Origin of the sequence: Salmonella sp. A7 (assembly GCF_020181675.1) — a bacterium.
Lineage (GTDB): Bacteria > Pseudomonadota > Gammaproteobacteria > Enterobacterales > Enterobacteriaceae > Salmonella > Salmonella enterica.
The window spans coordinates 1,376,811-1,400,854 of the sequence record NZ_CP084001.1 but is presented as its reverse complement, the minus strand read 5'-3'; the positions used below and the strand labels follow the sequence as shown (position 1 = coordinate 1,400,854).

Sequence of the window (24,044 nt, the reverse complement as noted above, 5' to 3'; positions counted from 1 at the left end):
GGGCGATAACTATACAAATTAACCTATCAGGCCGATTGCGCCAGAGCAAGTTCCTCTTCACGCGTTTCAATACGCTGGTCGCCGTTATACAGACGCGCTTTTTGCAGTCCAACAAACAAACGCTCGCCGCGAACCGGAACATCCTCACCCGCCATCACCACCGTCAGCGGATCGTGATACCACCCCAGCGGCTGTACCACTAACTGTGTATAATGACCTTTCGGGCTGGCCTCAATGACCTGTACTGGTAGCGGAGAATCCAGGCTGGTGCGGCGGCTAATATCCACCTCCCACGGACGCAGGAACAGATCGACCGGCCCCTGGTACGCGGGCGTATAACCCAGCGGCCAGCGATGCGCGCCAACGTGAAACTGCCCGCCGCGGACGGTGCCTGTCAGGCGGTTCACCTCGCCCATAAACTCCAGTACGAAGCGGGTTGCCGGTTCACGCCACACCCGATCCGGCGCATCAGCCTGTTCGATATTGCCCTGACTCATCACCACCACCCGATCCGCCACTTCCGTCGCTTCTTCCTGATCGTGGGTGACAAAGACGCTGGTGAATTTCAGTTCTTCATGTAGCTGGCGCAACCAGCGACGTAACTCTTTACGTACCTGGGCATCCAGCGCGCCAAAGGGTTCATCCAGCAGTAGAATTTGCGGTTCCACGGCAAGCGCGCGCGCCAGCGCCACGCGCTGTTTTTGTCCGCCGGAAAGCTGGGCGGGGAAACGATCCGCGAGGTGCGCCAGTTGCACCATCTCCAGCAATTGCGTCACTTTCGTTTTAATCGCCGCCGCAGTTGGGCGGTCGCGTCGCGGCAGCACCGTCAGACCAAAAGCAATGTTGTCAAACACCGTCATATGGCGAAACAGCGCATAGTGCTGAAACACAAAACCGACTTTACGCTCACGCGCGTGCAGGCGGCTAACGTCCGTACCGTGGAAACGAATATGGCCGCTGGACTGATGTTCCAGCCCAGCAATAATGCGCAGCAGCGTCGTTTTGCCGGAACCTGACGGCCCCAACAAGGCAACCATCTGGCCGGAAGGAATATCCAGCGAGATATCATTCAGTACCTGAGTACGACCAAACGATTTCTTAATTCTGGCGATCTCAATGCTCATGATTTTCCTCCTGTTGCGCGCGTTTTTCCTGATTCTCCAGACGCCATTGCAACATGCTCTTCAAAAACAGGGTAATAATCGCCATTAGCGTCAACAATGCGGCGGCGGTAAAGGAGCCGACGGTGTTGTAGTCCTGCTCCAGTAATTCAATCTGTAACGGTAGCGATAACGTTTCGCCGCGAATCGAGCCGGACACCACCGACACCGCGCCAAACTCGCCAATCGCGCGGGCGTTGGTTAACACCACGCCGTAAAGTAGCGCCCAGCGAATATTCGGCAATGTCACGCGGCGAAACATTTGCCAGCCGGATGCGCCCAGTAAAATCGCCGCCTCATCTTCCTGACTGCCCTGGCTGAGCATCACTGGCACCAGTTCGCGCACCACAAACGGACAGGTGACAAAAATAGTGACCAGTACCATCCCCGGCCAGGAGAACATCATTTGCAAATTATGTTCATCCAGCCAGCCGCCCAACGGGCCGTTGGAGCCATAAAACAGCAGATAAACCAGACCGGCCACCACCGGCGAGACGGCAAAGGGAATATCCAGCAGGGTCAGCAGTAGCTGACGTCCGGGGAAGTTAAAGCGCGTCACCAGCCACGCCAGCAGAATGCCGAACACCAGATTCACCGGCACTGCGATCAAGGCAATCAACACCGTCAGCCAGATAGCGTGCAGCATGTCCGGATCGGCCAGATTTTGCAGTACCGGCATTAACCCTTTGCTGAACGCCTGCACGAAGATGTAAATCATCGGCACCAGCAGGATAAACGCCGAAACCAGCATCCCGACGCCAATCAAAAACCATTTTCCCCAGTTAATGCGGGGGACGTCGTATCGCTTCAATTGAGTCACTTCCGCCATTAATGACCTACCACACGTCGACCAAAGCGACTTTGCAAGGTATTGATAGAGAACAGCAGCAGCAAGGATGCCGCAAGGATCACCGAGGCAATGGCGCTGGCGGCGGGGTAATCAAACTCCTGCAAACGCACAAAAATCATCAGCGAAGTCACTTCTGTTTTCCAGGCGATATTTCCGGCGATAAAAATCACCGCGCCAAACTCGCCCAGGCTACGGGTAAAAGAGAGCGCCACGCCGGCAATCAGCGCAGGCGACAGCTCAGGCAGCACGACTTTGCGAAAACTTTGCAGGCGGGTGGCCCCCAGCGTTTGTGCCGCTTCTTCATATTCCGGCCCCAGCTCTTCCAGTACCGGCTGGACGGTGCGTACCACAAATGGAATGCTGGTAAAGGCCATCGCCACCGCAATACCGAGCCAGGTATAGGTCACTTTGATATCAAACTGCGCTAGAAACTGACCGTAGAAACCGTTCACAGAGAACAGCGAGGCCAGCGTTAACCCCGCTACTGCTGTCGGCAGCGCAAACGGCAGATCCATCAGCGCATCCAGCAACGTGCGCCCAGGAAAACGGTAGCGGGTTAAAATCCACGCCATCAACAGGCCAAACACGCCGTTAAAAATCGACGCCACAAATGCCGCCAGTAGCGTCACTTTATAGGCAGCCACCACCTGAGGGTTGGTCACGACATCCCAGTATTGCGCCCAGCTCATCTGTGAGAGCTGCATCACCAGCGCGCTCAACGGCAACAGTAGGATCAGGCAGACAAACAGCAAACTGGTGCCGAGGCTTAACGTAAAGCCGGGCAGCACGCGTCGGGAAGAAACGGCAAGCATTACTTACGCCCCGCCGCCAACAGTTTGTCCAGCTCGCCGCCGCTGGCAAAGTGCGTTTTCATCACCTCAGGCCACGTGCCAAACTTGTCTTCCACGCGGAACAGTTCGGTCTGCGGGAATTTATCTGCTTGCTTGCCCATGATTTCCGGGTTACTCACGCGGTAGTAGTAATGGGTAATGATGGTCTGCGCCTGCGGGCTATACAGCCAGTTCAGGTAAGCTTTGGCGGCTTTTTCTGTGCCGTTGGCCTGCACGTTTTTATCCACCCAGGCAACCGGGAACTCAGCAAGAATGTTCGTTTTCGGGATCACCACTTCAAATCCCTGGGCTTCATATTGTTTGCGGATGTTGTTCACTTCCGATTCAAAACTAATCAGCACATCGCCCAGACCACGCTCGGCAAAGGTAGTCGTAGCGCCGCGACCGCCGGTATCAAACACTTCGACGTTTTTCAGGAACTGGGTCATAAACTGTTCGGTTTTGGCTTTATCGCCGCCGTCCGCGTTATCCGCCGCGCCCCATGCCGCCAGATACGTATAGCGGGCGTTGCCGGAGGTTTTCGGGTTAGGGAAAATCAGCTTCACGTCGGAACGTACAAGATCGCTCCAGTCGTGAATATTTTTCGGGTTCCCCTTGCGCACCAGGAAGCCCATCGTGGAATAGAATGGTGAACTGTTGTTCGGCAGACGGCTTTGCCAGTCGGCAGGGATCAGTTTGCCTTTATCATGGAGAATCTGTACGTCGGTCACCTGATTGTAGGTCACGACGTCTGCCTTCAGCCCCTGCAAAATCGCCAGCGCCTGTTTTGATGACCCGGCATGAGACTGCTTAATCGTCAGCTTATCGCCGCCGTTATCCTTCGCCCATTGTTGCTCAAACGGCGGGTTAAGGGCGGCAAACAGCTCGCGGGAGACATCGTATGAGCTGTTCAGCAGCTCCGTTGCCTGCGCCTGCCCTGCCAGTAACAGCATTGCTGCCAGCGTCGGGGGTCTCTTTTTCAGTAAGTTAACGGCCATTGCGCACCCTTATAAATTTAATGACTTTCTTATGGTCATCATATTTATAACCAGCGCTAAAGGAGTAACGGTTTTATATACCGTTTGATGATTTGAAAGTTGAAAAGGGAATAAGAGAATCCCTCCCCACGCGGCGCGGGGAGGAGACCGGCATCAATCAGACGCCTACGCTCACGCTTTCAGGCAGGGTACTGCCGCCATCAATGACGTTTTGCGTTCCGGTAAGATAGCTGGACTCATCGGAAGCCAGAAATGCCGCCAGTTCCCCTACTTCCAGCGGATCGGCAAGACGGCGTAGCGGAATGGCTTTTGCCATTTCCGTTAATACCGATTCCGGATCGTCAGGATTAGACTGACGGGCAATGCTTTCCGCCATCGGCGTTCTTACATAACCGGGGCAAATGGCATTCACGCGAATACCGGACTGCGCATACTCCACCGCCAGCGATTTGGTTAAACCGACAATGGCGGCTTTTGACAGCGCATAGGCCGTTTCACCCGGGTCCGCCACCATATCTCCCGTGACGGAAGACATCATCACAATGCGGCCATCTTTACGTTTAATCATCTCCGGCAGGACGGCTTTGGTGACGTTCCAGACACCTTTAATATTAATATCAATGTGGAAATCGCGATCTTCTTCACTCATATCGAGGAAGTTGCCCAGACGGCACACGCCAGCGTTATTCACCAAAATATCAATTCTACCTTCAGTCTCTTTGGCGCGCGCAACCGCCGCCTGCACCGAAGCAAAATCTCTGACGTCAGCCTTAACGGCAGTACAGCGATGCCCGCGCCCGCCCAGCTCATCCGCCAGCTTTTCAATCTCATCGGAGATATCCAGCAAGATTAAGTTCGCGCCGTGGCGTGCGAATACGCGAGCGATCCCTTCGCCAATGCCCTGCGATGCGCCCGTAATCAATGCTGTCTTGCCCGTGAGTTTACCCATTTTCAATGTCTCCTTTTGAATATGGAGTCTTACACTCCATTAACACTGAAAATACAGTAATAACAAATAAGTGCTGAGGAATAGCTCACTAATTCAGGTAAATATTAGGTAAAAAAATCCCCGCGGAGGCGGGGATGGGCATTTTTATGCTGTTCTGCCTGATGGCGCGGCGCTTATCAGGCCTACCAATCGTAGGTCGAATAAAGCGTTTGCGCTGCCATCCGACAGGGTTTTACCTTATAGCGCTAACAGGCGATCCAGCGACGGCGCAAAATAGTAGCCGCCAGTCACCGGTTTGGTGAAGCGCAGCATCGCGTCGCGTTTACCGTCGGTATCGCCGAACATACTCAGAAGCTGCTGTTCGATATTGTGCAGGCGTGCGCAGTAAGCGCAGAAATAGAGACCATGAGTACCGCTGGCGGTGCCGTATGGCAGGCTCTGGCGCACAATCTTCAGCCCTTTGCCATCTTCTTTGAGATCGACGCGGCTCAGGTGAGACGTTGCCGGACGCGCATCGCCGTCAATCTCTTCATTGGCTTCTTTGGTACGCCCGATCATCATCTCCTGATCGTGAATACTCATCCGGTTAAGTTGCTTGAGATTGTGTTCCCAACGCTGCACGAACACATAACTGCCGCCGGCATCCACGCCATCTTTGATCACCGCCACTTCACGACGCGTCTCTTCGCCCGCTGGGTTCTCTGTCCCGTCGACAAAGCCGCTCAGATCGCGTTCTTCCACCCAACGGAAGCCGTGAACTTCTTCTTTCACGTCGATACAGTCACCGAAGGCTTCCATCGCCGCCTGGGCAACAGAAAAATTCACATCGTGGCGCAGGGAAAGGATATGGATCAGCACGTCATACTGCGTGGCCGGCGCCAGCCCTTTACCATAAGGAATAAAATCTTTCAGTTCTTCCGCCCCGACGCCGCCGCTCAGGGCGCGCCAGGTGTTGTTGCCAAACGCCACAACGGCCCCAAGATGGGCGTCCGGAAATTTGACTTCGAAGGTCGCCAGTTTATCGGCAAATGTTCTGCTGGCCGCGCGCAGGGCGTCCAGGTCGCCTTTCACATTGGCTTCAATCCAAATTGCCGCACGGCAATGTTCCGGCAAAATGCCACTTTGAACCTGAGACATGATTCCTCCTGAAAATGAGAATGCCACGCAGTCGTGGCATTAATGGAGGCTATTTTACCTTGTTTTTAAGCGAAGCGGTTTGTTCAGGCGCAAATTAACGACGCCAGATAATTTTGCGCACGTCCCAGTTTTTTAAGACGTCATCAGGAGGCATTAAGCCTTCCGGTCCGCTCCACTCGCCGGAGAAAACATAGCTAATATGCTGACTTCCCTCGGCTTTACATTCGACGCTGGTATGGCTATCGCTGGAAACCGGCTCGCAGTGACCAAACGCTTTGCTGTAAAGGTCGCTAAACGGCGTACCGATTTTGCCCCCCGCGGCGGTTGGGATATCGCTGTCCAGCACATCAATACGGCTCACGGTTCCCTGCTCGCCGTTGATCACCATCGCGACATTGTCGCCCTTCATCGCTTCGAAAAAGCGCACCACGTTACCGTTATCGGTTTTCATACCGCTACGCAGGCGATAATCGCCATCTAATGCCTCTGCAATAGCCGGCTCTTCCAGCGGCGTGGCGGCGGTCAGCGCTCCCACGCCTTGCTCAGTGACTTCTGTCGAGGAACCAAACCAGTTCCATGGATTTGCGGCAGACCAGTTGACCGAGGAAAGCGTTGAGCAGCCGGTCAGCGCCAGCGGCAGTGCGAGTAAAGTCAAACGCAGCGATTTCATCTCACTTCCTTTCTTTTATTAATTAACGTTGGTTGGAGTGCGGGTTCGCCAAAAAGTGCCGTTATTCTTTCTCAAGGGAAAAACAGGCACGCAAACGTTGATTGGTTAACAGCCAGATCAGCGCGACGATGTCCGCCAGCAGCAGCGCCAGCCCGACGCCGTTGACCGGGTCGCCACCCAGCCACATCACCGGCAGCCAGCACAACGACACCAGTTGAGCAAGGATCAGGAGTCCGCGCAGCCAGCGCCACACACCAGGAACCGCTTCACGCCGCCCGCTGAGTAAAAATGCCACTACCGCCGGAACGCCGGGCAACAGCCCCAGCCAAAAATTGTCATGGTCGGGATAAAAAAAGTTTAACAAAGTATTACCCTGTCCACGGGATGAACCGGCAATGACAAAGAGTACCCAGGCGCGCGCCTGAAGTAGCAGTACGCACCAGAACAGAAACGGCAGGCGTAAACGCCCGTGTACATCATAATCGGCTGGATGAAACTCAGTACTCTTCATCTTCAATCAGGCGTTTACCCAAACTTAGGGCGTCAGAATGCTCATACCCCAGACGTTCATACATGCCCAGCACAACGTCGTTATCATCACGCACCATAATTTGGATTTTCGGACACCCGCGGGCGATGAGTTTTTTTTCCAGCCGGTTAAGCAACGCATTCGCAATGCCGCGCCCGCGGAACTCCGGGTGAACGCCCAGGTAATACGCCGAGCCGCGATGCCCGTCATAACCGCCCATTACCGTACCGACAACTTCGCCGCTAACTTCCGCAACGAGGAACAAGCTGACATCGTGATTCACCTTGCGTTCAATATCCATTTCAGGATCGTTCCATGGACGCAGCAGGTCGCAACGCTCCCAGAGGGTGATCACCTCTTCGAAATCTTCCTGGCGAAAAACGCGTATTTCCATGGTATTCGTTGCCTTTTCGGGTGGAAAAACCAAGATTATGGCGCAAACATCTGATTCAGCCAATATCTGACGCGATGTCGCGGAAAAAATGGCATAATGGCGATGTGTCACGTATTGAAATGAAAAGTAAAACAATTCTCATCACCAACCGTCGTAACGGATTACGCGATACGATATAACATCTTGAACTTAATTTTCACAACTCAGGCCGTATGAGCACTTTTAAACTCCTAAAAACTCTCACATCGCGCCGCCAGGTACTCAAAACAGGTCTGGCGGCCCTGACGCTGTCAGGTATGTCGCACGCAATAGCCAAAGAAGAAACGCTAAAAACCAGTAATGGTCACAGCAAACCCAAAACCAAAAAAACCGGCAGTAAACGGTTGGTGATGCTCGACCCCGGACACGGCGGCATCGATACCGGCGCGATTGGCCGCAACGGTTCTCAGGAAAAACACGTCGTGCTGGCAATTGCCAAAAACGTGCGCGCTATTTTGCGAAATCACGGAATCGATGCGCGTTTAACCCGGACAGGGGATACCTTTATTCCGCTGTACGATCGAGTGGAAATCGCCCATAAGCACGGCGCGGATCTGTTTATGTCCATTCATGCCGATGGTTTTACCAATCCGAAAGCGGCGGGCGCTTCCGTTTTTGCGCTTTCCAACCGCGGGGCCAGTAGCGCCATGGCGAAGTATCTCTCCGAGCGTGAAAACCGCGCGGACGAAGTGGCGGGTAAAAAAGCCACTGACCGGGATCATCTATTACAACAAGTTTTGTTTGATCTGGTGCAAACCGATACGATTAAAAACAGTCTGACGCTGGGTTCGCATATTCTCAAGAAAATCAAACCTATACATAAATTACACAGCCGCACTACCGAACAAGCGGCTTTCGTGGTGCTAAAATCACCGTCAATTCCGTCGGTACTGGTCGAAACCTCGTTTATTACCAATCCGGAAGAAGAACGTCTGCTGGGCACGACGGCGTTTCGCCAGAAAATCGCTACGGCGATCGCCAACGGCATCATCAGTTATTTTCACTGGTTTGATAATCAGAAAGCACACACGAAGAAACGGTAATCATGAAACCCGATGCACATCACGTAAAACAGTTTCTGCTACGCCTGCAGGATGATATTTGCCAAACGTTATCCGCTGTGGATGGCGCAAACTTTGTCGAAGATAGCTGGCGACGCGAAGCGGGCGGCGGCGGACGCAGCCGGGTATTACGCAACGGCGGGATTTTCGAACAGGCGGGCGTTAATTTCTCTCACGTTCACGGCGATGCGATGCCCGCGTCCGCCACCGCGCATCGGCCAGAGCTGGCCGGGCGTAGCTTTGAAGCGATGGGCGTATCGCTGGTGGTGCATCCGCACAATCCGTATATTCCCACCAGCCATGCTAACGTGCGCTTTTTTATTGCCGAAAAACCGGGCGCCGATCCGGTGTGGTGGTTTGGCGGCGGGTTCGATTTAACGCCCTACTACGGCTTTGAAGAGGATGCCGTTCACTGGCACCGCACCGCCCGCGACCTGTGTCAGCCGTTTGGCGACGATGTGTATCCGCGCTATAAAAAGTGGTGCGACGACTACTTTTTCCTCAAACACCGCAACGAACAACGCGGTATCGGCGGCCTGTTTTTTGACGATTTGAATACGCCGGATTTCGACCACTGCTTCGCCTTTATGCAGGCGGTCGGTAACGGCTACACCCAGGCGTATTTACCGATTGTCGAACGACGCAAAGCGATGGTCTGGGGCGAGCGGGAGCGTAATTTTCAACTTTATCGCCGCGGGCGCTACGTGGAGTTCAATCTGGTATGGGACAGAGGCACCCTGTTTGGTCTACAAACCGGCGGGCGCACTGAATCTATCCTGATGTCAATGCCGCCGCTGGTGCGCTGGGAGTACGACTGGCAGCCAGAAGCGGGTAGCCCGGAAGCGGCGCTGAGCGAGTTTATTCAGGTACGCGACTGGGTGTAATTGCCTTATAGCGCCACGCTTATCAGGCCTACAACCACAACTGCACCGCCCCGTAGGCCGGATAAGACGCAAAGCGTCGCATCCGGCACAAGAATGCCATCAAGCCCATTGCCGCATCCGTTGATGCAGCGTCAACGACGGTTTTTCGGCAAATAATTGCTGATAATCGGTAGCAAATTGCCCCAGATGCCAGAATCCCCACTGCATCGCGGCATCTTTGACCGTGGCGCTCTGCGACCACGGGCTAATCAGTTCCCGGCGTACTGCGTTTAAGCGAATACGTTTCAGCCACGCATTGGGGCCAATGCCCAAAATGGCGTGAAACGCATTTTGCAGCGTGCGACGGCTTACGTGTAGCTGGTTACATAAGTCGAGCACCGTCAGCGGCTCCGACATATTTTCCAGCACATATTCCCGCGCCCGCGACAGTAGCCTACGATATCCCTGATGGCTGATGCTTTCGGCGCTATGAATCGGCTTCGCCTCTTCCAGCATCGTGCCCATCGCCAGCAACAAATTATCACTCAAGACCTTACGCACCGCAGGTTGATGCAGGGTTTCAGGACTCTCGCTAAAGGTGGCCAGCGCCTGCTGCACAAAGCCCCACAGCCCCGCTTTATGCTGCTCTTTTACCTCCAGCGCTAACTGGTTACGCAGCATATGCAGCACCCTTTCCGGGTTATGCAAAAACGTGGCCTGACGGGAAATAACATCTTCCGAGATAACGACGCCCAGAATGGTGTAATCATCCGGCGTGCTCAGTTCAAACTCGGTGCCTCCCGGTCGGGTGGCAATCTCGGCGCTGCCGAGCCCCTGCGCGCCGATAAATCCCTGTTCGCCGCGCGTCGCCGGAATACCAAACCAGAAAGAGTTTGGCCAAACCAGACACGACTGACGCAGCGCCAGGCCGGTGTATTCACGGAACACCTGAATCTCATCAAGCAGGATTTCCGTGAACTCGCCATGAAATTTACCCGGGTGTAACTGATCGTAGATCTGCTGCCAGGCGGTGATAGTCAGAGCATGTTCATAGACATCCGTCGTCCGTCGCTGATGAACATTGTCCACCTCGACTCTGGGCGTAAGTTTAACGTCTTCGGGTAACGCTTCATGATAAAGATGGTGCAAATTCGCTGTACGGGTCTTTTTCATGATCTTCTATGCCGGACGCCCGCCAGGACGCCCGGCCCTCCGACAGATTAATTTTTGATGCGATAGCGACTACTGCGTTTACGCAACGCTCCGTCAGAAAAGAGTTGTTCCAGCACGTTTCTGGCCTGCTCCAGCGGCCAGCCAAAATGCGCGGCAACCTCTCCCGCCGTCATTCCCTGGCGTACTGATGCCAGCAGCGCCAGTAACGCTTCAGCGAACTCAGGCGTTGCGGGTACCTGGGGCGCTTTCTCAGTCGGCGTTGTCGCACGCGCAAACCCGCCAATCAGCCACTGGGTGTCCTCTTCCGGACGACCAATTTCTTTGCGGCTAATCACACGGCCTGTGCGCTGCGCGGCGGCGCTTCCGGCATCCAGCGCCGCACGACACGCCGCCAGATCGCCCTCCACCACCAGCGTGAGCCTGCCAGGGTCGAGCACTTGATGACTGAGCAAACGAACGTTGGCCGCTTTCAGCATGGCATCCGCCGCATCGACGGCGGCGACCATTCCGTCCACTTCCAGTAATCCCAGGGCATTGATCATTGGCAGCCTCCGTTACGCACGCTGGACAGGGTTACGGGCGATATCCAGCACGGCGTCGGTAAAGGCATTGCAGGCGGCTTTACACGCGGCCTGGCTTCCCGTTAAGAACGCGGCCGAATAGTTGGTTTCCGACGGCGGCGGCACGTAAGTCACCAGCTGAACGTCAGCGGATTTCATCGCCGCGTCAATGCCGAATGTCGCTTCCAGCGGCGGCGCCACCAGGTAGGCCATTGGATCGCCCAGCGCGATACCTGCGGTAGACGAGAGGTACGAGCCGGTACGCGAAACCACATGCGCCAGGAATGCGGTATTTTCCGCATCGTTCGCCCACTGGAACGCCGCGCCGTTTTCAATGCTGGCGACCATTGCATCCAGACCGGCGCGCACTTCCGCCGGGTTCGGTCCGCCCAGCATAATCAACACCTCACCGGCGGTCGGCGACGGCCCGTGAGCCGCCCCGGCATAGAGGGAGCGGCCATAGACCACTTCCACCATCGCCTGTTTTGTCGCTTCGTCAGCGGCAATATAGGTCACATCATCAGAATCTGCCGTGATGAGTCCGAGGCTACGGATATGTGGCGGTAATTTAAGTTCCCGCGCAAAGCCGTCATTCACGGAGGCAATCACGCGCATGGCAGTCACTGAAGGTCGAATCAAATCTAATGCAGGCATGATGTCTCCTTAACGGGTCATGTTGATGCCGGACGCTTTCTGCTCCAGCATCCGTTTGGCCAAATCCACAATCACGGCGGCGGCTTCTACTGGCGGCGTCCCCCCCTGATGAATGTTTGAAATACAGGTTCTGTCGGCCTCGACGGTGGTCGCCACGCGCGGGGAATAGACGGCGTAGCAGGAGAGGCTTTCCGACTGCCCCAGCCCCGGACGTTCGCCCACCAGCAGGATGACGACCTTCGCGCCAAGAATTTCGCCAATCTGATCTTCAATCTTCACGCGGCCATAGCGCACAAAGAACGGCGTGCCGACGTTCAGCCCGGCCTGCTTCAGACCGGCAAGCAGCGGCGGCAGGATCTCTTCATAGTTGGCGGTGATCGCATCCGTAGAGAGGCCATCGGAGACCACTACCTGCACATCCGGGTTCATCACGCACTGCGACTTCAGCGCGTCAATGGCTTCCGGGCTCAGGCGACGCCCCATATCCGGGCGCGTCAGGTACAGGTTTTTGTCGCTGATTTCCGAACGCACTTCCAGCAGCCCTTGCGCTTTTACCCACTCTTCCGGCACTTCTTTGAGCACGGTATCTTTCGAACGGGAGTGATCCGCCAGGAAGCGCAACAGCGCCTGGGTACGTGGACGCGGCCCGGCACGACCCGTACAGACGCGTGCCGCAGTACTGCGACGCAGTTCGGTCAGCACGTCCGCACGATGCGGGTTCTCGACGCCAATCCAGGCTTTTGCCTCCGCAGAACCTAAATCCAGCGCGCAGCTTTCGGTCACCGTCGGCGCGGCGCACTGCGGCTTTGCGCCTTCCTGCGTTGACGGCGCGACGGGCTGCGGTACGTCCTGTCCCATTGACGCCATCACGCTACGTACAATTTCTTCAATCTGTTTTTGATCCATGGTGTTATCCCCGCGTCATCAGAAGAACAGTGACGGATCGCCCGCCCGTTTGGTCAGACGACCGTTTGCCATAATGCCCATCGTTTCCAGCCAGCGTTCAAACTCCGGCGATGGCCGTAAATTCAGCAACTGACGGACGGTGGCGGTATCGTGGAAAGCGGTGGTCTGGTAGTTGAGCATGATGTCGTCGCCGAGCGGCATCCCCATGATGTAGTTACAGCCGGCAGTGGCGAGCAGAATCATCAGGTTTTCGTTAAGGTTCTGGTCGGCGTCGGCATGGTTGGTATAGCAGCAGTCGCAGCCCATCGAGATGCCGCTCAGCTTGCCCATAAAGTGATCTTCGAGACCGGCGCGGATAATCTGCCTGTCGTTGTAGAGATATTCCGGCCCGATAAAGCCCACCACGGTGTTCACCAGGAACGGATCGTAGTGGCGAGCCAGCCCGTAGTTACGCGCTTCCATCGTCACCTGGTCGGCACCAAAGTTCGCGCCAGCAGAGAGCGCAGACCCTTGCCCGGTTTCAAAGTACAGGCAGTTTTCCCCGGCGATGCGGTTGAACTCCGCCCCCACAGCCCGCGCTTCGTCGAGCATCGCCAGTTCCACACCGAACTCTTTTAAGCCCTTCTCGCTGCCGCAAATGCTTTGGAAAATCAGTCCGCCCGGCGCGCCGCGACGAATCGCTTCAATCTGGGTGGTGACATGCGCCAGCACGCAGCCCTGGGTCGGAATATTGAATTTATCGATAACGCCGTAAACGGTGTCGAGCACGCGGGTCAGGTTCTCCACGTCATCGGTCACCGGGTTAACGCCGATCACCGCATCGCCCGCGCCGAAAGAAAGCCCTTCGTAGATTTGCGCGGCGATACTCTGTACATCGTCACGGGTATCGTTCGGCTGCAAACGGCAGCTAAAAGTGCCCGGAATACCGATGGTGGTATTGGCTTTTTTGATCACCGGCATTTTCTTGCCGCCGTAGATCAGGTCAGCGTTGGAGCAGATTTTCGCTACTGCCGCCACCACTTCGGAGGTCAGGCCTTTGCGGGTAAACGCGATGTCGTCCACGGAGGTTTCATCGCTCAGCACGTATTCACGCAATTCGCTGATGCTCCAGTTTTTAATCCGGTTATAGGCCGTTTCGTTGACGTCGTCCTGAATCAGGCGCGTCACGCAGTCCTCTTCATAGGCAATCACCGGATTGTTGCGGATATCCGCCACCGTCATTTCCGACAGTACCTGTTTTGCCGCTACGCGCTCCTGCGAACTTGCCGCGGCAACCCCGGCCAGCACATCCCCCGAACGCAGTTCGTTGGCTTTAGCCAGTACCTCTTTTACATCCTTAAACTGATAAACATTGCCGAACAATGTGGTCTTTAGTTTCATAAGTCGTTCCCTCAGGAAGGAAATGCGAGTGATTTCACCGTCACCGGCACAACCGATCCGCCAAAAAGAGGCGTACCAATGTCGATATAGTCTCCCGCCCGCACGACCACCTCATCGATGACCGCCAGCGGAAGTTGCGGTAACTGTGGGCGCAATAACATGCCCAGCGCTTTACCAAAATCCTGCTCGGCCACCACCAGCAGGGGATATGGATTGGGATAACGCGCGACAAAAGCCGTCAGCGCGTTGATGACCGTGAGTAATGCGGCGTAACGCACCGGGAGCGTGGCGGGAAGCGCCAGCACGTAAGCGTCGGTTTGCGGGTCGAGATCAAGCTGGAGAAGCGCCTGCCGCCAGGCGTTCACCAGATCGGCGTCATCCTGCGGGATCGCCACCGGCAGGTTGCGCAGCGGCAGTTGGACGTCTTCCAGCCAGATAGTACTGCCGGAAAGCGAGAGCGTATGGGCCCCAGCGCCAATCACCGTGGCGCGCACGGTTTGCGCCGGAAACTGCACGTTCATCTCGCGCAGACGCGGGTGCTCATGCAGCGCGGTCGCCAGCAGCGGCCCGATATCAGAAAAGCAGAACGGATCGGCAGGTTGGTTGCGGTAGCATTCACCTACCCCACCGGAAAGGGTGATCACCTCCGGCGTAATATCGGCGGGCAGTAGCCCGGTTTGCATCAGCGATTGCGCCAGCGGCGAGAGCGCGCCGGTGATAACCTCGACGATGAGATCCGCCATCCGCCGCGCCACCTGCCCCAACTGTGCGGCAGCTAAGGCGCGAGCATCAGTACCCGAACCGAACACCTCATCGATAATCATCTGCCCCGGCTGATGGGCATAAACCACGCGCCCCTGAGCGTCGGTTTCCAGCAGGCGACCACCGACGTTAAGGCAGGCGGTGCCGCTGACTTTTCCCGCGTCAAACAGCGCGTAGTTAGACGTGCCGCCGCCGATATCAATATTCAACACCCGACACATCCGCTGCTCAGACAAGCTTTGCGCTCCGGCGCCGTAACCGGCAATGACCGATTCCAGATGCGGCCCGGCGCTGGCGACCACAAAGTCGCCCAGCGACTGCGAGAGCGTCATGACCGCCGGACGGACGTTGCGGGTTTTGGCGCTTTCGCCGGTGATAATGATAGCCCCTGAGTCCACCGATTCAGGCGCGATGCCTGCGGCCTGATACTGGGCCAGAATCAGCGCTTTAAGTTCGGCCTCTTTCAGACCGCCCTGCTTATCCACGGGCGTAAAGAAGACCGGGCTTTGCCAGCTAATGTCGCGTTTGATGAATTCGTAGCGCGGCACCTGCGACACCGCCGCACGGTTAACCAACTCCAGGCGCGAGAAGATCACCTGCGTGGTGGTGGTGCCGATATCGATACCGACGCTCAGTAGCTGGCGAGTGTTCACGATTGCGCCTCCGCTTCGGTTTTCACCTGGGCGGCGTCATCTTTCGGCACCAGCATCATCGCCACGCCAATCGCCGTCACGCCGCCGATCAGCTTGCCGACAATCATCGGGAAGATCATGGCGTTCATGTTGGCAGCGGCGAAGCCTAAATGGTCGCCCAGCGCGAACGCCGCAGAGACGGCAAATGCGCAGTTAATCACTTTGCCGCGGGTATCCATCTGCTTCATCATGCCGAACATGGGGATATTGTTCGCCAGGGTCGCTACCATGCCTGCCGCCGCAATATTATTTACGTTCAGCAGCTTACCGACATTCATCAACGGTTTTTCAAACCAGCGGGTCAGTAACAGCACCATCGGATACGCGCCGAGCAGCACGCAGGAGATAGAGCCGATCACTTCAATGGCGCGCATCACTTCGCCAGGTTTGTCGCCTGGCGCCATAAAGATCGGGTCGAGCCCCGGAATCAACTCCCAGCCCAACAGGAATTTAATCACCGCAGCCGCCAGACCGATGGTGATCAGCGCCACCAGAAATTTGGCGAAAATCTGGAAACCGTTGATCATTTTTTCCGGGATGAACTTCAGCCCCAGCGCTACCAGCACCGCGACAATCAATACCGGGATCATGTTCATCAGGATCAGCGCGAAGGTAAACTCCACTGGCTGACCATTGATCTGCACGCCTGAGTACATGGCGATCAATCCCCCCGCAATGCAGCCAATGGGAATGGTGACGATACCCGCGAGTACGCCAAGCGCCAGGTAGCGGCGGTCAGACGGTTCGATAATGCCGAGCGCCACCGGAATGGAGAACACAATGGTCGGCCCCATCATCGACCCAAGTATTAACCCTGAGTATAGCCACGCCGCGACATCACCGCCGGCCAGCTCTTTGGCGAGGAAGAATCCGCCCATATCACAGGCCAGCAGCGTACCCGCGAACATGGATGGGTTCGCGCCCAGCATTTCGTATACCGGGATAATAACCGGCCCCAGTACATGCGCCAGCACCGGCGCCAGCGCGGTCATACCGACCATCGCCAGTCCCAGCGCGCCCATCGCCATAAAGCCCTCTTCAAACTGGCCGCCAGACCCCTCAATACTCTTACCGAATTTACCGAGGAAGCGCGCCGACCCGCCGAACTGCGACAGGATTCTGTCCACGGCGGCAATCAGCATAAAGAACATCATGATGTACATGATGATTTCGTTAATTCCCATAGCCCTTACTCCCTGCCATTTATGATTTGTAGGCCGGATAAGACGTTTACGTCGCCTCCGGCATTAACGCCGTGTTATTGCCGGATGGCGGTGCGAGCACCTTATCCGGCCTACAGGCATTACCCGGCAGCCGCGTACAGATCGATAATCTGTGCCTGTGTGGCGGTGCGTGGGTTACTGCGCAGACAAATATCCTCCAGCGCGGCTTGCGCCCATGCGCTGTAGTGTTCGGGTTTGGCGCCAGCGTCAGCCAGCCGTTTGCTCTGCCCTACTTCGGCAATCAGCTCGCTCACCGCCGCAATCGCATCGCGATCGTCCGATTTCTTATTGGTTAACGCCCGACCGATTTGACTGAAGCGTTCGCGGCATACCATCCGGTTAAAGCCCATGACCGTTGGCAGCAGCATGGCGTTGGCCTGGCCGTGCGGAATATGCAGCGCCGCCCCTGGCTGGTGCGCCATCGCATGACACAGCCCCAGACCAGCGCTGGAAAAGGCCATTCCCGCCATACAGGAGGCCAGCAACATATTTTCACGCGCCGCCAGATCGTGGCCGTAACCCACGGCTTTCGGCAGCGATTTGCCAATCATCGCTATCGCGCCAATCGCCAGGCTGTCGGTAAACGGCGTGGCGTTGAGCGCGCTGTAGGCCTCAATCGCATGAGTCAACGCATCGATACCGGTCATCGCCGTCACGTTTGGCGGAACGCCTTCGGTCACGGCAGCATCAAGAATCGCCACGTCCGGCATTAGTGACGCGTGCGCCAGCACCTGCTTGCGCCCGCTGACCGCGTCGATAATCACCGTCACGTTGGTGGTTTCAGAACCGGTTCCGGCGGTGGTCGGCACCGCAATCAGCGGCAGACGCGGGCGTAATGTACTGCGCTCGGTCATGGCGCTCAGCGTCTGGTCAGGGTTAGTCACCAGCAGGGCGACCGCTTTCGCCGCGTCCAGCACCGAACCGCCGCCAAAGGCCACTACGCCGTCGCACGCCGCCTCACGCAGTTGCGCCACCGCCGCGCAGACGTCGGTGATGCACGGCTCGCCTGGCGGACACGGCCAGACCGTCATCGCCACGCCCTTCATCGCCAGGCTACGTGCCAGCGGCGCGGTCATTCCCGCCTGATGCAGGAAGCTGTCGACCATCACAAACAGATGGCTTACGCCTCGCGCTTGCGCTTCCTGTCCACAGGCGCCGAGCGCCCCAAGTCCGCACAGCGTGACCGGCGGTACGCTGAACGTTTTCACCCGTTGCAGATTCAGGGTGTCGAATGCCTGAAACAGCGCCGTCTGTAGTTCAGCTTGCATAGAGTCCCTCCGCTTTCGCTCTCCCGCTGTTGGCTATCGCCAGCGGGGTCATAAACAGGCTGTGCTGCGGTAAATGCACCTGTAACTCCGGGAAACGCTGGCGAAATAACGCCTCCACGCCCGGCTGCATACAGGAACCGCCCGCCAGCCATAAATCAGCAATTCCTTGCCCTTCAATGTGGCGAGCAACGATTTCCGCCATTTTTTCGTACACCGGCTTCACTACCGGCCAAATCTCCTGCGCATTGCTGCGCTTGTACTGTTCCGCCTCTTCCAGGGGAATACGGCGGTTGCCCGCCAGCGTCAGGGAGATATGGTGCCCGCCAGTGGCTTCATCGGCGGAGTAAGTCACCTTGCCCTGTTTGACGATGGCAATGCCGGTAGTGCCGCCGCCAATATCCACCACGCCTGCATTATCAAGCGCCAGCAGATCCGCCACCGCCGTCGGCTCATCCAGTACGTGGCTGACTTCTAACCCGGCAGACTCCAGCACGTTGATCGAAATACGCGGGTCGGTGCCTGGCGGAAACGAGGTCGCCGCGTGGGTAAAGCGGCAGCCGAGCTGCTGTTCAAGGGTGTCGAGATGGCGGCGCACGAGGGTGACGGCGCCGAAGAAATCCCAGACGATGCCGTCACGCACAACGTCGGCCCAGTCAAGGCACACCGCCACCGGCTGGGCGTTGCCGTCGACCACCATCGACACCACGTCGCAGGTGCCCAAATCGATGCCCAGCCACAGCGGTGTATCGCTGGCGGCGGGCGTCTGGTTACACAGGGCCGCCGCTTTTTGCAGTCTTGGGGTGAGCCAGAGTTGTTCGTCGTGCGCCATGAGTCATCCCTTATACAATGCGAAACGCATCCACCAGCACGCATCGACGCAGCCGCACAAAGGTACGCGCGCTGGTCACGCCTTCGCCGGTTGGCGTGGTGATGGTCATGGTGGTCCAGCCTTCTCCGCCCAATCCAAGCCCGGCAATGCACGGCCCGTTTTTGACGAAAATGCTGGTGTCAATGGCGTTCGCCATCTGGTTCATGTTGTCGATATTGCGCGAGTGCATCGCCGCCGTATGGTGGCAACCGCCTTCAAGTTGTACCGCCAGGGCGATGGCTTCTTCGACGTTGGCGACCCGTACCACCGGCAGTACCGGCATCATCATTTCAGTGACGGCAAACGGATGGTTAGCTGGCGTTTCCACAAACAGCAGGCGCGTTTGATCCGGGACGTTCAGGCCGATGGCTGCGGCGATCTTGCCCGCGTCACGACCGACCCAGTCACGGCTGACGGTGCCTTTACCGCGTTCATCGATATTCTTCAGTAGCACCGGCTGGAGCTGTTCGGCCTGAGCGGCGGTCAGTTTCACCGCGTGCTGACCTTCCATCAGACGCATCAGCTCGTCGGCGACGCTATCCACCACAATCAGCACTTTTTCGTCAGCACAGATGATGTTGTTATCAAACGACGCGCCTTTGACGATGGATTGTGCAGCGCGAGGCAGGTCGGCGGTCTCATCCACCACCACCGGGGGATTACCGGCACCAGCGGCAATCAGGCGTTTATTAGTATGTTTGCGCGCCGCGTCCACCACCGCTTCGCCGCCGGTCACCACCAGCAGGCCAATACCGGGATACTTGAACAGCCGCTGGGCGGTTTCGATATCCGGGTTCGCCACGGTGACCAGCAAATTTTCCGGGCCACCGGCGGCGACCACCGCCTGATTGAGGAGGGTGATTGCCCGCTGAGAGACCTTTTTCGCCGCCGGATGCGGAGCAAACACAACGCTGTTGCCTGCGGCAATCAGGCTGATGGCGTTATTAATCACCGTCGCCGCCGGATTGGTGGACGGCGTGACCGAGGCCACCACGCCCCACGGCGCATTTTCAATCAGCGTCAGGCCGTTATCGCCGGTCAGCACCTGCGGAGATAAACACTCGACGCCCGGCGTGCCGCGCGCCTGCGCCACGTTTTTAGCAAATTTATCGTCAACGCGTCCCATGCCGGTTTCGCTGACGGCAAGTTCCGCTAATTCTCGGGCGTGTTTTTCGCCCGCTTCGCGAATGGCATGAATGGCAAGCTGGCGCATCGCCACGCTCTTCAGCCCCTGCTGGGCCCGTTTTGCTGCCGCCACTGCGTCATCCAGGGAGGCAAAAACGCCCATCTCATGAACAGTACTGGCCGGCTGGCTGCTGTCTTTCATTTTCAGCAGTACCGCTTTCACCACCTGTTCAATATCCTGTTGATTCATGATGTTCAGTCCTATTTATGGAAAACCACTTTCCCGCCAGCCACCACTTCATCGACGATGCCAATGACGCACAGATCGACCGGTGATAATTCGCTGCGATGCGCCTGGCGTGCGGAACTGCCGCTGACCAGCAGTACCCACTCTCCGGTTCCCGCCCCGATACTGTCGATAGCGACGGCACACTGCCCGTCGGGGTTGCCCTGGGCATCGATCATTTCCACCATCAGCAATTTGTCATGCGCCAGTCCCTGATGGCGGACGGTACATACGATTTGTCCTGTGACGACTGCCAGTTTCATATCCGCCTCCATGGATTGCCCGTTGGGTCGTAGGCCTTGAATCTGCGCACCATCAGGCAATGGCGCGCATTCATGCCGGATGGCGACGCTGCGCGTCTTATCCGGCCTACCATCAAATGTTGCTGTCGCCTTTGAAGCTGATCGGGAACACTTCTTCCAGATCGCCGTGCGGGCGTGGAATCACGTGTACGGAGACCAGCTCGCCAATGCGCTGCGCCGCAGCGGCGCCAGCATCGGTTGCGGCTTTGCACGCCGCCACGTCGCCACGTACCATGGCCGTACACAGGCCACCGCCAATCTGCTTCACGCCGACCAGCTTCACGCGTGCGGCTTTTACCATCGCATCTGAGGCCTCAATCAGCGCAACCAGGCCCCGGGTTTCAATCATTCCTAATGCTTCCATCGTGTTTTCCTCTCATTAAAGGGGTCCAGAACGGGACCGTTCATTCAACCAGTGTGTGTAAGCTGCGTTCGCGGCTCACGTCAGCCTGGCGCGGCACGGCTGCCACCAACGCCAGTTCGATAATTTCCTGCACGCTACAGCCTCGGGAGAGGTCGTGAAGCGGCGCGGCAAGCCCCTGAATTAGCGGCCCAACAGCGCGATAGCCTCCCAGACGCTGAGCGATTTTGTAGCCAATATTGCCCGCCTCCAGCGACGGGAAAATCATCACGTTGGCGCGGCCTTGCAGCGGGCTGTCAGGCGCTTTTTGCGCGGCGACCTCCGGTACGAAAGCGGCGTCAAACTGCAATTCACCGTCCACAAGCAGTTGCGGCGCACGTTCGCGAACGAGCTCTGTCGCCTGCTGCACGTTGGCAACATTGGGGTGACGGGCGCTGCCGTTGCTTGAAAATGACAGCATCGCCACGTGCGGCTCTTCGCCGGTAATGGCCCGCCAGGTGTCGGCGCTGGCGATAGCGATATCCGCCAGCTGCGCCGCCGTCGGCTGCGGCACTACGCTGCAATCGGCGAACCCTAATGCCCGACCGGCATACTGCGGCAGCATCAGGAAAATAGACGACAATGTTTTGCATCCGGGTTGCAGGCCAATCACCCGCAGCCCTGCGCGCAGCACATTCGCCGTTGACGACAGGTTGCCTGCGATACACACATCAGCCTCACCGGCGCTCACCATGGCGGCAGCGAACATTAGCGGGTCGCTAAGCTTTTCCACTGCGTCCGGCGGCGTTTTTTCTCCGGCACGGGCAAGCCAGCGTTGCGCAAAACGCTGGCGCATACTCAGGTTGCTGTGTGGGTCGATGACCTGAATGCCATCCATCGCCATACGATGACTCAGGGCAAACTGACGCAGCGCAAACGGACTGGCGACCAGAACGGGGCGAGCCAGACCGCACTGTTGCAGGTAATGCGCCGCTTTCAGCACGCGTTCGTCCAGCGCATCGGGAAAGACGACTCTGGCGGGGGCGCGTACCGCCAGTTCGCGGGCGCGTTCAATGATCATGGCTTCTCTCCCAACCGTTGTTGAATTTGGGCGACCGTCAGCGGATGTTTCGCCACGCTCAAAATCATCATCACGTAAACCGTGCTGGAGAGTCGGTTCAGCGCCTGTAAAATGTCCGGGCGCAAGACCTCAAAACTACGGGTAATAAACACTTGTGCGGCGAGGGTTTCCGTTTCGCGGACTTTGGTTCGCAGGAGATTAAGCAGCGCCGCATCGCGACCGTGGCTGGCCTCCGGCACCAGGTGATCGTGGTCGAGATAGCGCAGCGGCTGGTGGGAAAGCCGATGCAGCTCATCCTCGTTCAGCCCGACGATAGACTGCGCCGCCAGCGGTTCATCTATAGCGTCGGCGCGCATAATGTTGCCCAGCCGCGACCGGATATCGAAAAGCCACGGCTGCCAGGGTTCCGCCAGTTCGATTTGTAGCCACACGGTCAGCGCGATGGCGCTGTCGAGCGCGGCGCGAAAGCCGAGGCGCGGGTCGCTTTTGGCGACCATTTTGTCCGCCGTCAGATGGGTCAGCGTATCGGGCTTTTTCACCACCGGCTGGCGGCACAGTTCACAGCAGGCCTGTGGGTGCGTATCGCTACTGGTTAAGCCATGTACCGGCTGCGGCTGCTGTTCGTCATCATCGACAAACAGCCGGCCTTGCTGATCCAGAAACTTAATGCGCAAGCGGCGGCTTTCCAGCAGTTCCCGGGCCGAGGGCGTCAGTCGTGCATCAGCGGGCAGATGGATTTCCGATCCTTCGCTGAGCGTATGATTCGCTCTGAGCCACGTTTCGGTGATGAAATCGTTCATACGGATTGCCAGTTCGCAGGCCAGGCGACGTACAGAAAGCGCACGGACGTTGGCGTGCCAAATTCAATGCTGGAGCCTTTAGGGATGAACATGACATCTCCGGCTTTGGCAATCATGGTTTCGCCTTCATGGCGTACGTGCAGTTCGCCCTCCAGCACCATGTCGATTTCGTCGTAGTTCAGCGTCCACGGGAAAAAGGCGTTGTCCCACTGCATAAACCCGGCAGCCATGCTGCTGCCGTCCTGCTCTGTAACCAGATCGGTTAAGCCGACGCAGTGCGGTTCGGCGCCGTCGAAGCGGCCAAATTTCACGCTGCTGCCGTTAATGACTTTCACGCCGCCTTTACCCGTGACGGAGGTAAAGCTCGGCTGCATCGTCCCCAGTTCCAGCGACTGCTTTTCCTTGAGCACTTTTTCCATCAGCTGCGCCACCAGGCTTTCAGTAAACTGCCCTTCCGGGAGCTGCGCGATGATGGCTTCCCGAATGCGCTGGCTTTCGCTTTTACACGCCTGCGCCGATGTGGATGCCGGGACGGACTCGTCGCATTCGGTAATCGTGAAGCCCAGTAGTTCCGCCACTTCGCGAGCCTCCGGGGTAATAATGCTGGCGCGCAGCACTACCGACATCGCCTGTTCGCCGCGGGCGTGGGCCGCACGAATATCGTTAGCTGTGATAAGTTTTTTCACCTGCCTCTTCCTCCTGTTCACTGAGAGCCGCCAGATAATCCACCAACTGCCGCACGCTTTGCGGGTCGTGGCCGTTGAGCTCGAAAATCGGCTCCCGGAATCCAATCTCGCAAAGCAACTGCCGCGTAGCGGCGACGTCGGCATCCGGCATGTCCGTTTTGCTGATAACGGCGATATGTCGTTTACGGGTTCCAACATCCAATAACCCGGCAGGTAAGCGACTTTCTTTATCGTTTGCCGCGTGGACATAAATCAGCGTGTCCACATCCTGCAACGTGGTAATTAAGGCGTGATACCAACGGGGATGGCTAAAATATTCACCCGGCGTATCTATATCGCCATGATCATTAAATTCCACGGCCTGTGTTTTTCTGGCGAGGAAATAATTTCCCCGTAACGCGTTAAAAAGCGTTGTCTTTCCGGCACCGACCGCGCCGACAAAAGCAATACGTTTCATT

At 57.2% G+C, this 24,044-nt stretch carries 27 protein-coding genes; 2 read left to right on the top strand and 25 right to left on the bottom strand.

All coding sequences use genetic code 11. From position 1 onward, the window contains the following. Positions 1-26: 26 nt before the first annotated feature. The 9 genes from cysA to LCS67_RS06595 all read right to left on the bottom strand — a co-directional run bounded on the left by cysA (position 27) and on the right by LCS67_RS06595 (position 7,517). Complete coding sequence (gene cysA, locus LCS67_RS06635; protein WP_000021076.1) at positions 27-1,124, bottom strand: sulfate/thiosulfate ABC transporter ATP-binding protein CysA; 1,098 nt, start codon at positions 1,122-1,124, stop codon at positions 27-29. Beyond that, positions 1,114-1,989, bottom strand: a complete 876-nt coding sequence (gene cysW / locus LCS67_RS06630) for a sulfate/thiosulfate ABC transporter permease CysW (RefSeq protein WP_000852705.1) — start codon at positions 1,987-1,989, stop codon at positions 1,114-1,116. The genes cysA and cysW overlap by 11 nt, the downstream gene beginning before the upstream one ends. After that, positions 1,989-2,822, bottom strand: a complete 834-nt coding sequence (gene cysT, locus LCS67_RS06625; RefSeq protein WP_000881745.1) for a sulfate/thiosulfate ABC transporter permease CysT — start codon at positions 2,820-2,822, stop codon at positions 1,989-1,991. The genes cysW and cysT overlap by 1 nt, the downstream gene beginning before the upstream one ends. Beyond that, positions 2,822-3,838: a thiosulfate/sulfate ABC transporter substrate-binding protein CysP gene (gene cysP, locus LCS67_RS06620; RefSeq protein ID WP_000290285.1), complete on the bottom strand. Its 1,017-nt coding sequence runs from the start codon at positions 3,836-3,838 to the stop codon at positions 2,822-2,824. The genes cysT and cysP overlap by 1 nt, the downstream gene beginning before the upstream one ends. Positions 3,839-3,995: 157 nt before the next feature. Next, entirely contained in the window at positions 3,996-4,787 is a 792-nt protein-coding gene (ucpA, locus tag LCS67_RS06615) for an SDR family oxidoreductase UcpA (protein ID WP_000517460.1), read from the bottom strand. Positions 4,788-5,024: 237 nt separating this feature from the next. Beyond that, positions 5,025-5,924 carry a porphyrinogen peroxidase gene (gene yfeX, locus LCS67_RS06610; protein WP_000084583.1) on the bottom strand — a complete coding sequence of 300 codons (900 nt, stop codon included), beginning with the start codon at positions 5,922-5,924 and terminating at the stop codon, positions 5,025-5,027. Between the two features lie 94 nt (positions 5,925-6,018). Continuing rightward, positions 6,019-6,594: an RpoE-regulated lipoprotein gene (locus tag LCS67_RS06605; RefSeq protein ID WP_000838968.1), complete on the bottom strand. Its 576-nt coding sequence runs from the start codon at positions 6,592-6,594 to the stop codon at positions 6,019-6,021. A 61-nt stretch (positions 6,595-6,655) separates the two neighbouring features. Then, the gene (locus LCS67_RS06600; RefSeq protein ID WP_000842940.1) at positions 6,656-7,105 is read right to left on the bottom strand and encodes a DUF2919 domain-containing protein; all 450 of its coding nucleotides are present in this window, start codon (positions 7,103-7,105) and stop codon (positions 6,656-6,658) included. Next, complete coding sequence (locus tag LCS67_RS06595) at positions 7,092-7,517, bottom strand: GNAT family acetyltransferase (RefSeq protein ID WP_000406008.1); 426 nt, start codon at positions 7,515-7,517, stop codon at positions 7,092-7,094. The genes LCS67_RS06600 and LCS67_RS06595 overlap by 14 nt, the downstream gene beginning before the upstream one ends. Before the next feature lie 212 nt (positions 7,518-7,729). Here LCS67_RS06595 and amiA point away from each other — a divergent pair, with 212 nt between their 5' ends. After that, positions 7,730-8,599 carry an N-acetylmuramoyl-L-alanine amidase AmiA gene (gene amiA / locus LCS67_RS06590; RefSeq protein ID WP_000102880.1) on the top strand — a complete coding sequence of 290 codons (870 nt, stop codon included), beginning with the start codon at positions 7,730-7,732 and terminating at the stop codon, positions 8,597-8,599. A gap of 2 nt (positions 8,600-8,601) precedes the next feature. Then, positions 8,602-9,501 (top strand): oxygen-dependent coproporphyrinogen oxidase, encoded by a 900-nt coding sequence (hemF, locus tag LCS67_RS06585; protein ID WP_000801343.1) that lies wholly within the window; start codon positions 8,602-8,604, stop codon positions 9,499-9,501. Between the two features lie 99 nt (positions 9,502-9,600). On the opposite strand, the gene eutR is transcribed toward hemF, so the two are convergent. From eutR to eutP, 16 genes are all read right to left on the bottom strand, one after another. Beyond that, positions 9,601-10,653, bottom strand: coding sequence for an HTH-type transcriptional regulator EutR (eutR, locus tag LCS67_RS06580; RefSeq protein WP_080183996.1), 1,053 nt, complete (start codon positions 10,651-10,653; stop codon positions 9,601-9,603). Positions 10,654-10,700: 47 nt separating this feature from the next. Next, positions 10,701-11,195 carry an ethanolamine utilization microcompartment protein EutK gene (eutK, locus tag LCS67_RS06575; RefSeq protein WP_000606266.1) on the bottom strand — a complete coding sequence of 165 codons (495 nt, stop codon included), beginning with the start codon at positions 11,193-11,195 and terminating at the stop codon, positions 10,701-10,703. Positions 11,196-11,207: 12 nt separating this feature from the next. Continuing rightward, positions 11,208-11,867, bottom strand: coding sequence for an ethanolamine utilization microcompartment protein EutL (eutL, locus tag LCS67_RS06570; RefSeq protein WP_001111056.1), 660 nt, complete (start codon positions 11,865-11,867; stop codon positions 11,208-11,210). A gap of 9 nt (positions 11,868-11,876) precedes the next feature. Next, complete coding sequence (gene eutC, locus LCS67_RS06565; protein WP_000372354.1) at positions 11,877-12,773, bottom strand: ethanolamine ammonia-lyase subunit EutC; 897 nt, start codon at positions 12,771-12,773, stop codon at positions 11,877-11,879. Positions 12,774-12,791: 18 nt separating this feature from the next. Continuing rightward, entirely contained in the window at positions 12,792-14,153 is a 1,362-nt protein-coding gene (gene eutB / locus LCS67_RS06560) for an ethanolamine ammonia-lyase subunit alpha (protein ID WP_000769990.1), read from the bottom strand. Positions 14,154-14,164: 11 nt separating this feature from the next. Continuing rightward, the gene (gene eutA / locus LCS67_RS06555) at positions 14,165-15,568 is read right to left on the bottom strand and encodes an ethanolamine ammonia-lyase reactivating factor EutA (protein WP_100521910.1); all 1,404 of its coding nucleotides are present in this window, start codon (positions 15,566-15,568) and stop codon (positions 14,165-14,167) included. Beyond that, complete coding sequence (eutH, locus tag LCS67_RS06550) at positions 15,565-16,791, bottom strand: ethanolamine utilization protein EutH (RefSeq protein WP_000512357.1); 1,227 nt, start codon at positions 16,789-16,791, stop codon at positions 15,565-15,567. Before eutH ends, eutA begins: the two co-directional genes overlap by 4 nt. Positions 16,792-16,910: 119 nt before the next feature. Beyond that, on the bottom strand, positions 16,911-18,098 hold the full coding sequence (gene eutG / locus LCS67_RS06545; protein ID WP_001147505.1) for an ethanolamine utilization ethanol dehydrogenase EutG: 1,188 nt from the start codon (positions 18,096-18,098) through the stop codon (positions 16,911-16,913). Beyond that, complete coding sequence (eutJ, locus tag LCS67_RS06540) at positions 18,088-18,927, bottom strand: ethanolamine utilization protein EutJ (protein WP_000929669.1); 840 nt, start codon at positions 18,925-18,927, stop codon at positions 18,088-18,090. Before eutJ ends, eutG begins: the two co-directional genes overlap by 11 nt. A 10-nt stretch (positions 18,928-18,937) precedes the next feature. Next, a complete protein-coding gene (locus LCS67_RS06535; RefSeq protein ID WP_001075640.1) occupies positions 18,938-20,341 on the bottom strand; it encodes an aldehyde dehydrogenase family protein in 1,404 nt (467 codons plus the stop codon). Between the two features lie 11 nt (positions 20,342-20,352). After that, positions 20,353-20,640 carry an ethanolamine utilization microcompartment protein EutN gene (eutN, locus tag LCS67_RS06530; RefSeq protein WP_001522340.1) on the bottom strand — a complete coding sequence of 96 codons (288 nt, stop codon included), beginning with the start codon at positions 20,638-20,640 and terminating at the stop codon, positions 20,353-20,355. A 112-nt stretch (positions 20,641-20,752) separates the two neighbouring features. Further along, the gene (gene eutM, locus LCS67_RS06525) at positions 20,753-21,043 is read right to left on the bottom strand and encodes an ethanolamine utilization microcompartment protein EutM (RefSeq protein ID WP_000387716.1); all 291 of its coding nucleotides are present in this window, start codon (positions 21,041-21,043) and stop codon (positions 20,753-20,755) included. A gap of 40 nt (positions 21,044-21,083) precedes the next feature. Continuing rightward, entirely contained in the window at positions 21,084-22,100 is a 1,017-nt protein-coding gene (pta, locus tag LCS67_RS06520; RefSeq protein WP_000582917.1) for a phosphate acetyltransferase, read from the bottom strand. Continuing rightward, positions 22,097-22,900, bottom strand: coding sequence for an ethanolamine utilization cob(I)yrinic acid a,c-diamide adenosyltransferase EutT (gene eutT, locus LCS67_RS06515; RefSeq protein ID WP_000997661.1), 804 nt, complete (start codon positions 22,898-22,900; stop codon positions 22,097-22,099). Before eutT ends, pta begins: the two co-directional genes overlap by 4 nt. Continuing rightward, complete coding sequence (gene eutQ, locus LCS67_RS06510; RefSeq protein ID WP_000733869.1) at positions 22,897-23,586, bottom strand: ethanolamine utilization acetate kinase EutQ; 690 nt, start codon at positions 23,584-23,586, stop codon at positions 22,897-22,899. Before eutQ ends, eutT begins: the two co-directional genes overlap by 4 nt. After that, positions 23,564-24,043 carry an ethanolamine utilization acetate kinase EutP gene (eutP, locus tag LCS67_RS06505; protein WP_000820747.1) on the bottom strand — a complete coding sequence of 160 codons (480 nt, stop codon included), beginning with the start codon at positions 24,041-24,043 and terminating at the stop codon, positions 23,564-23,566. The genes eutQ and eutP overlap by 23 nt, the downstream gene beginning before the upstream one ends. Position 24,044 lies beyond the last annotated feature (1 nt).

What these genes read in the sequence shown, in the direction of transcription:
- cysA (WP_000021076.1), bottom strand. Translation starts at nt 1,124, where the DNA reads ATGAGCATTGAGATCGCCAGAATTAAGAAATCGTTTGGTCGTACTCAG.
- cysW (WP_000852705.1), bottom strand. Translation starts at nt 1,989, where the DNA reads ATGGCGGAAGTGACTCAATTGAAGCGATACGACGTCCCCCGCATTAAC.
- cysT (WP_000881745.1), bottom strand. Translation starts at nt 2,822, where the DNA reads ATGCTTGCCGTTTCTTCCCGACGCGTGCTGCCCGGCTTTACGTTAAGC.
- cysP (WP_000290285.1), bottom strand. Translation starts at nt 3,838, where the DNA reads ATGGCCGTTAACTTACTGAAAAAGAGACCCCCGACGCTGGCAGCAATG.
- ucpA (WP_000517460.1), bottom strand. Translation starts at nt 4,787, where the DNA reads ATGGGTAAACTCACGGGCAAGACAGCATTGATTACGGGCGCATCGCAG.
- yfeX (WP_000084583.1), bottom strand. Translation starts at nt 5,924, where the DNA reads ATGTCTCAGGTTCAAAGTGGCATTTTGCCGGAACATTGCCGTGCGGCA.
- LCS67_RS06605 (WP_000838968.1), bottom strand. Translation starts at nt 6,594, where the DNA reads ATGAAATCGCTGCGTTTGACTTTACTCGCACTGCCGCTGGCGCTGACC.
- LCS67_RS06600 (WP_000842940.1), bottom strand. Translation starts at nt 7,105, where the DNA reads ATGAAGAGTACTGAGTTTCATCCAGCCGATTATGATGTACACGGGCGT.
- LCS67_RS06595 (WP_000406008.1), bottom strand. Translation starts at nt 7,517, where the DNA reads ATGGAAATACGCGTTTTTCGCCAGGAAGATTTCGAAGAGGTGATCACC.
- amiA (WP_000102880.1), top strand. Translation starts at nt 7,730, where the DNA reads ATGAGCACTTTTAAACTCCTAAAAACTCTCACATCGCGCCGCCAGGTA.
- hemF (WP_000801343.1), top strand. Translation starts at nt 8,602, where the DNA reads ATGAAACCCGATGCACATCACGTAAAACAGTTTCTGCTACGCCTGCAG.
- eutR (WP_080183996.1), bottom strand. Translation starts at nt 10,653, where the DNA reads ATGAAAAAGACCCGTACAGCGAATTTGCACCATCTTTATCATGAAGCG.
- eutK (WP_000606266.1), bottom strand. Translation starts at nt 11,195, where the DNA reads ATGATCAATGCCCTGGGATTACTGGAAGTGGACGGAATGGTCGCCGCC.
- eutL (WP_001111056.1), bottom strand. Translation starts at nt 11,867, where the DNA reads ATGCCTGCATTAGATTTGATTCGACCTTCAGTGACTGCCATGCGCGTG.
- eutC (WP_000372354.1), bottom strand. Translation starts at nt 12,773, where the DNA reads ATGGATCAAAAACAGATTGAAGAAATTGTACGTAGCGTGATGGCGTCA.
- eutB (WP_000769990.1), bottom strand. Translation starts at nt 14,153, where the DNA reads ATGAAACTAAAGACCACATTGTTCGGCAATGTTTATCAGTTTAAGGAT.
- eutH (WP_000512357.1), bottom strand. Translation starts at nt 16,791, where the DNA reads ATGGGAATTAACGAAATCATCATGTACATCATGATGTTCTTTATGCTG.
- eutG (WP_001147505.1), bottom strand. Translation starts at nt 18,098, where the DNA reads ATGCAAGCTGAACTACAGACGGCGCTGTTTCAGGCATTCGACACCCTG.
- eutJ (WP_000929669.1), bottom strand. Translation starts at nt 18,927, where the DNA reads ATGGCGCACGACGAACAACTCTGGCTCACCCCAAGACTGCAAAAAGCG.
- LCS67_RS06535 (WP_001075640.1), bottom strand. Translation starts at nt 20,341, where the DNA reads ATGAATCAACAGGATATTGAACAGGTGGTGAAAGCGGTACTGCTGAAA.
- eutN (WP_001522340.1), bottom strand. Translation starts at nt 20,640, where the DNA reads ATGAAACTGGCAGTCGTCACAGGACAAATCGTATGTACCGTCCGCCAT.
- eutM (WP_000387716.1), bottom strand. Translation starts at nt 21,043, where the DNA reads ATGGAAGCATTAGGAATGATTGAAACCCGGGGCCTGGTTGCGCTGATT.
- pta (WP_000582917.1), bottom strand. Translation starts at nt 22,100, where the DNA reads ATGATCATTGAACGCGCCCGCGAACTGGCGGTACGCGCCCCCGCCAGA.
- eutT (WP_000997661.1), bottom strand. Translation starts at nt 22,900, where the DNA reads ATGAACGATTTCATCACCGAAACGTGGCTCAGAGCGAATCATACGCTC.
- eutP (WP_000820747.1), bottom strand. Translation starts at nt 24,043, where the DNA reads ATGAAACGTATTGCTTTTGTCGGCGCGGTCGGTGCCGGAAAGACAACG.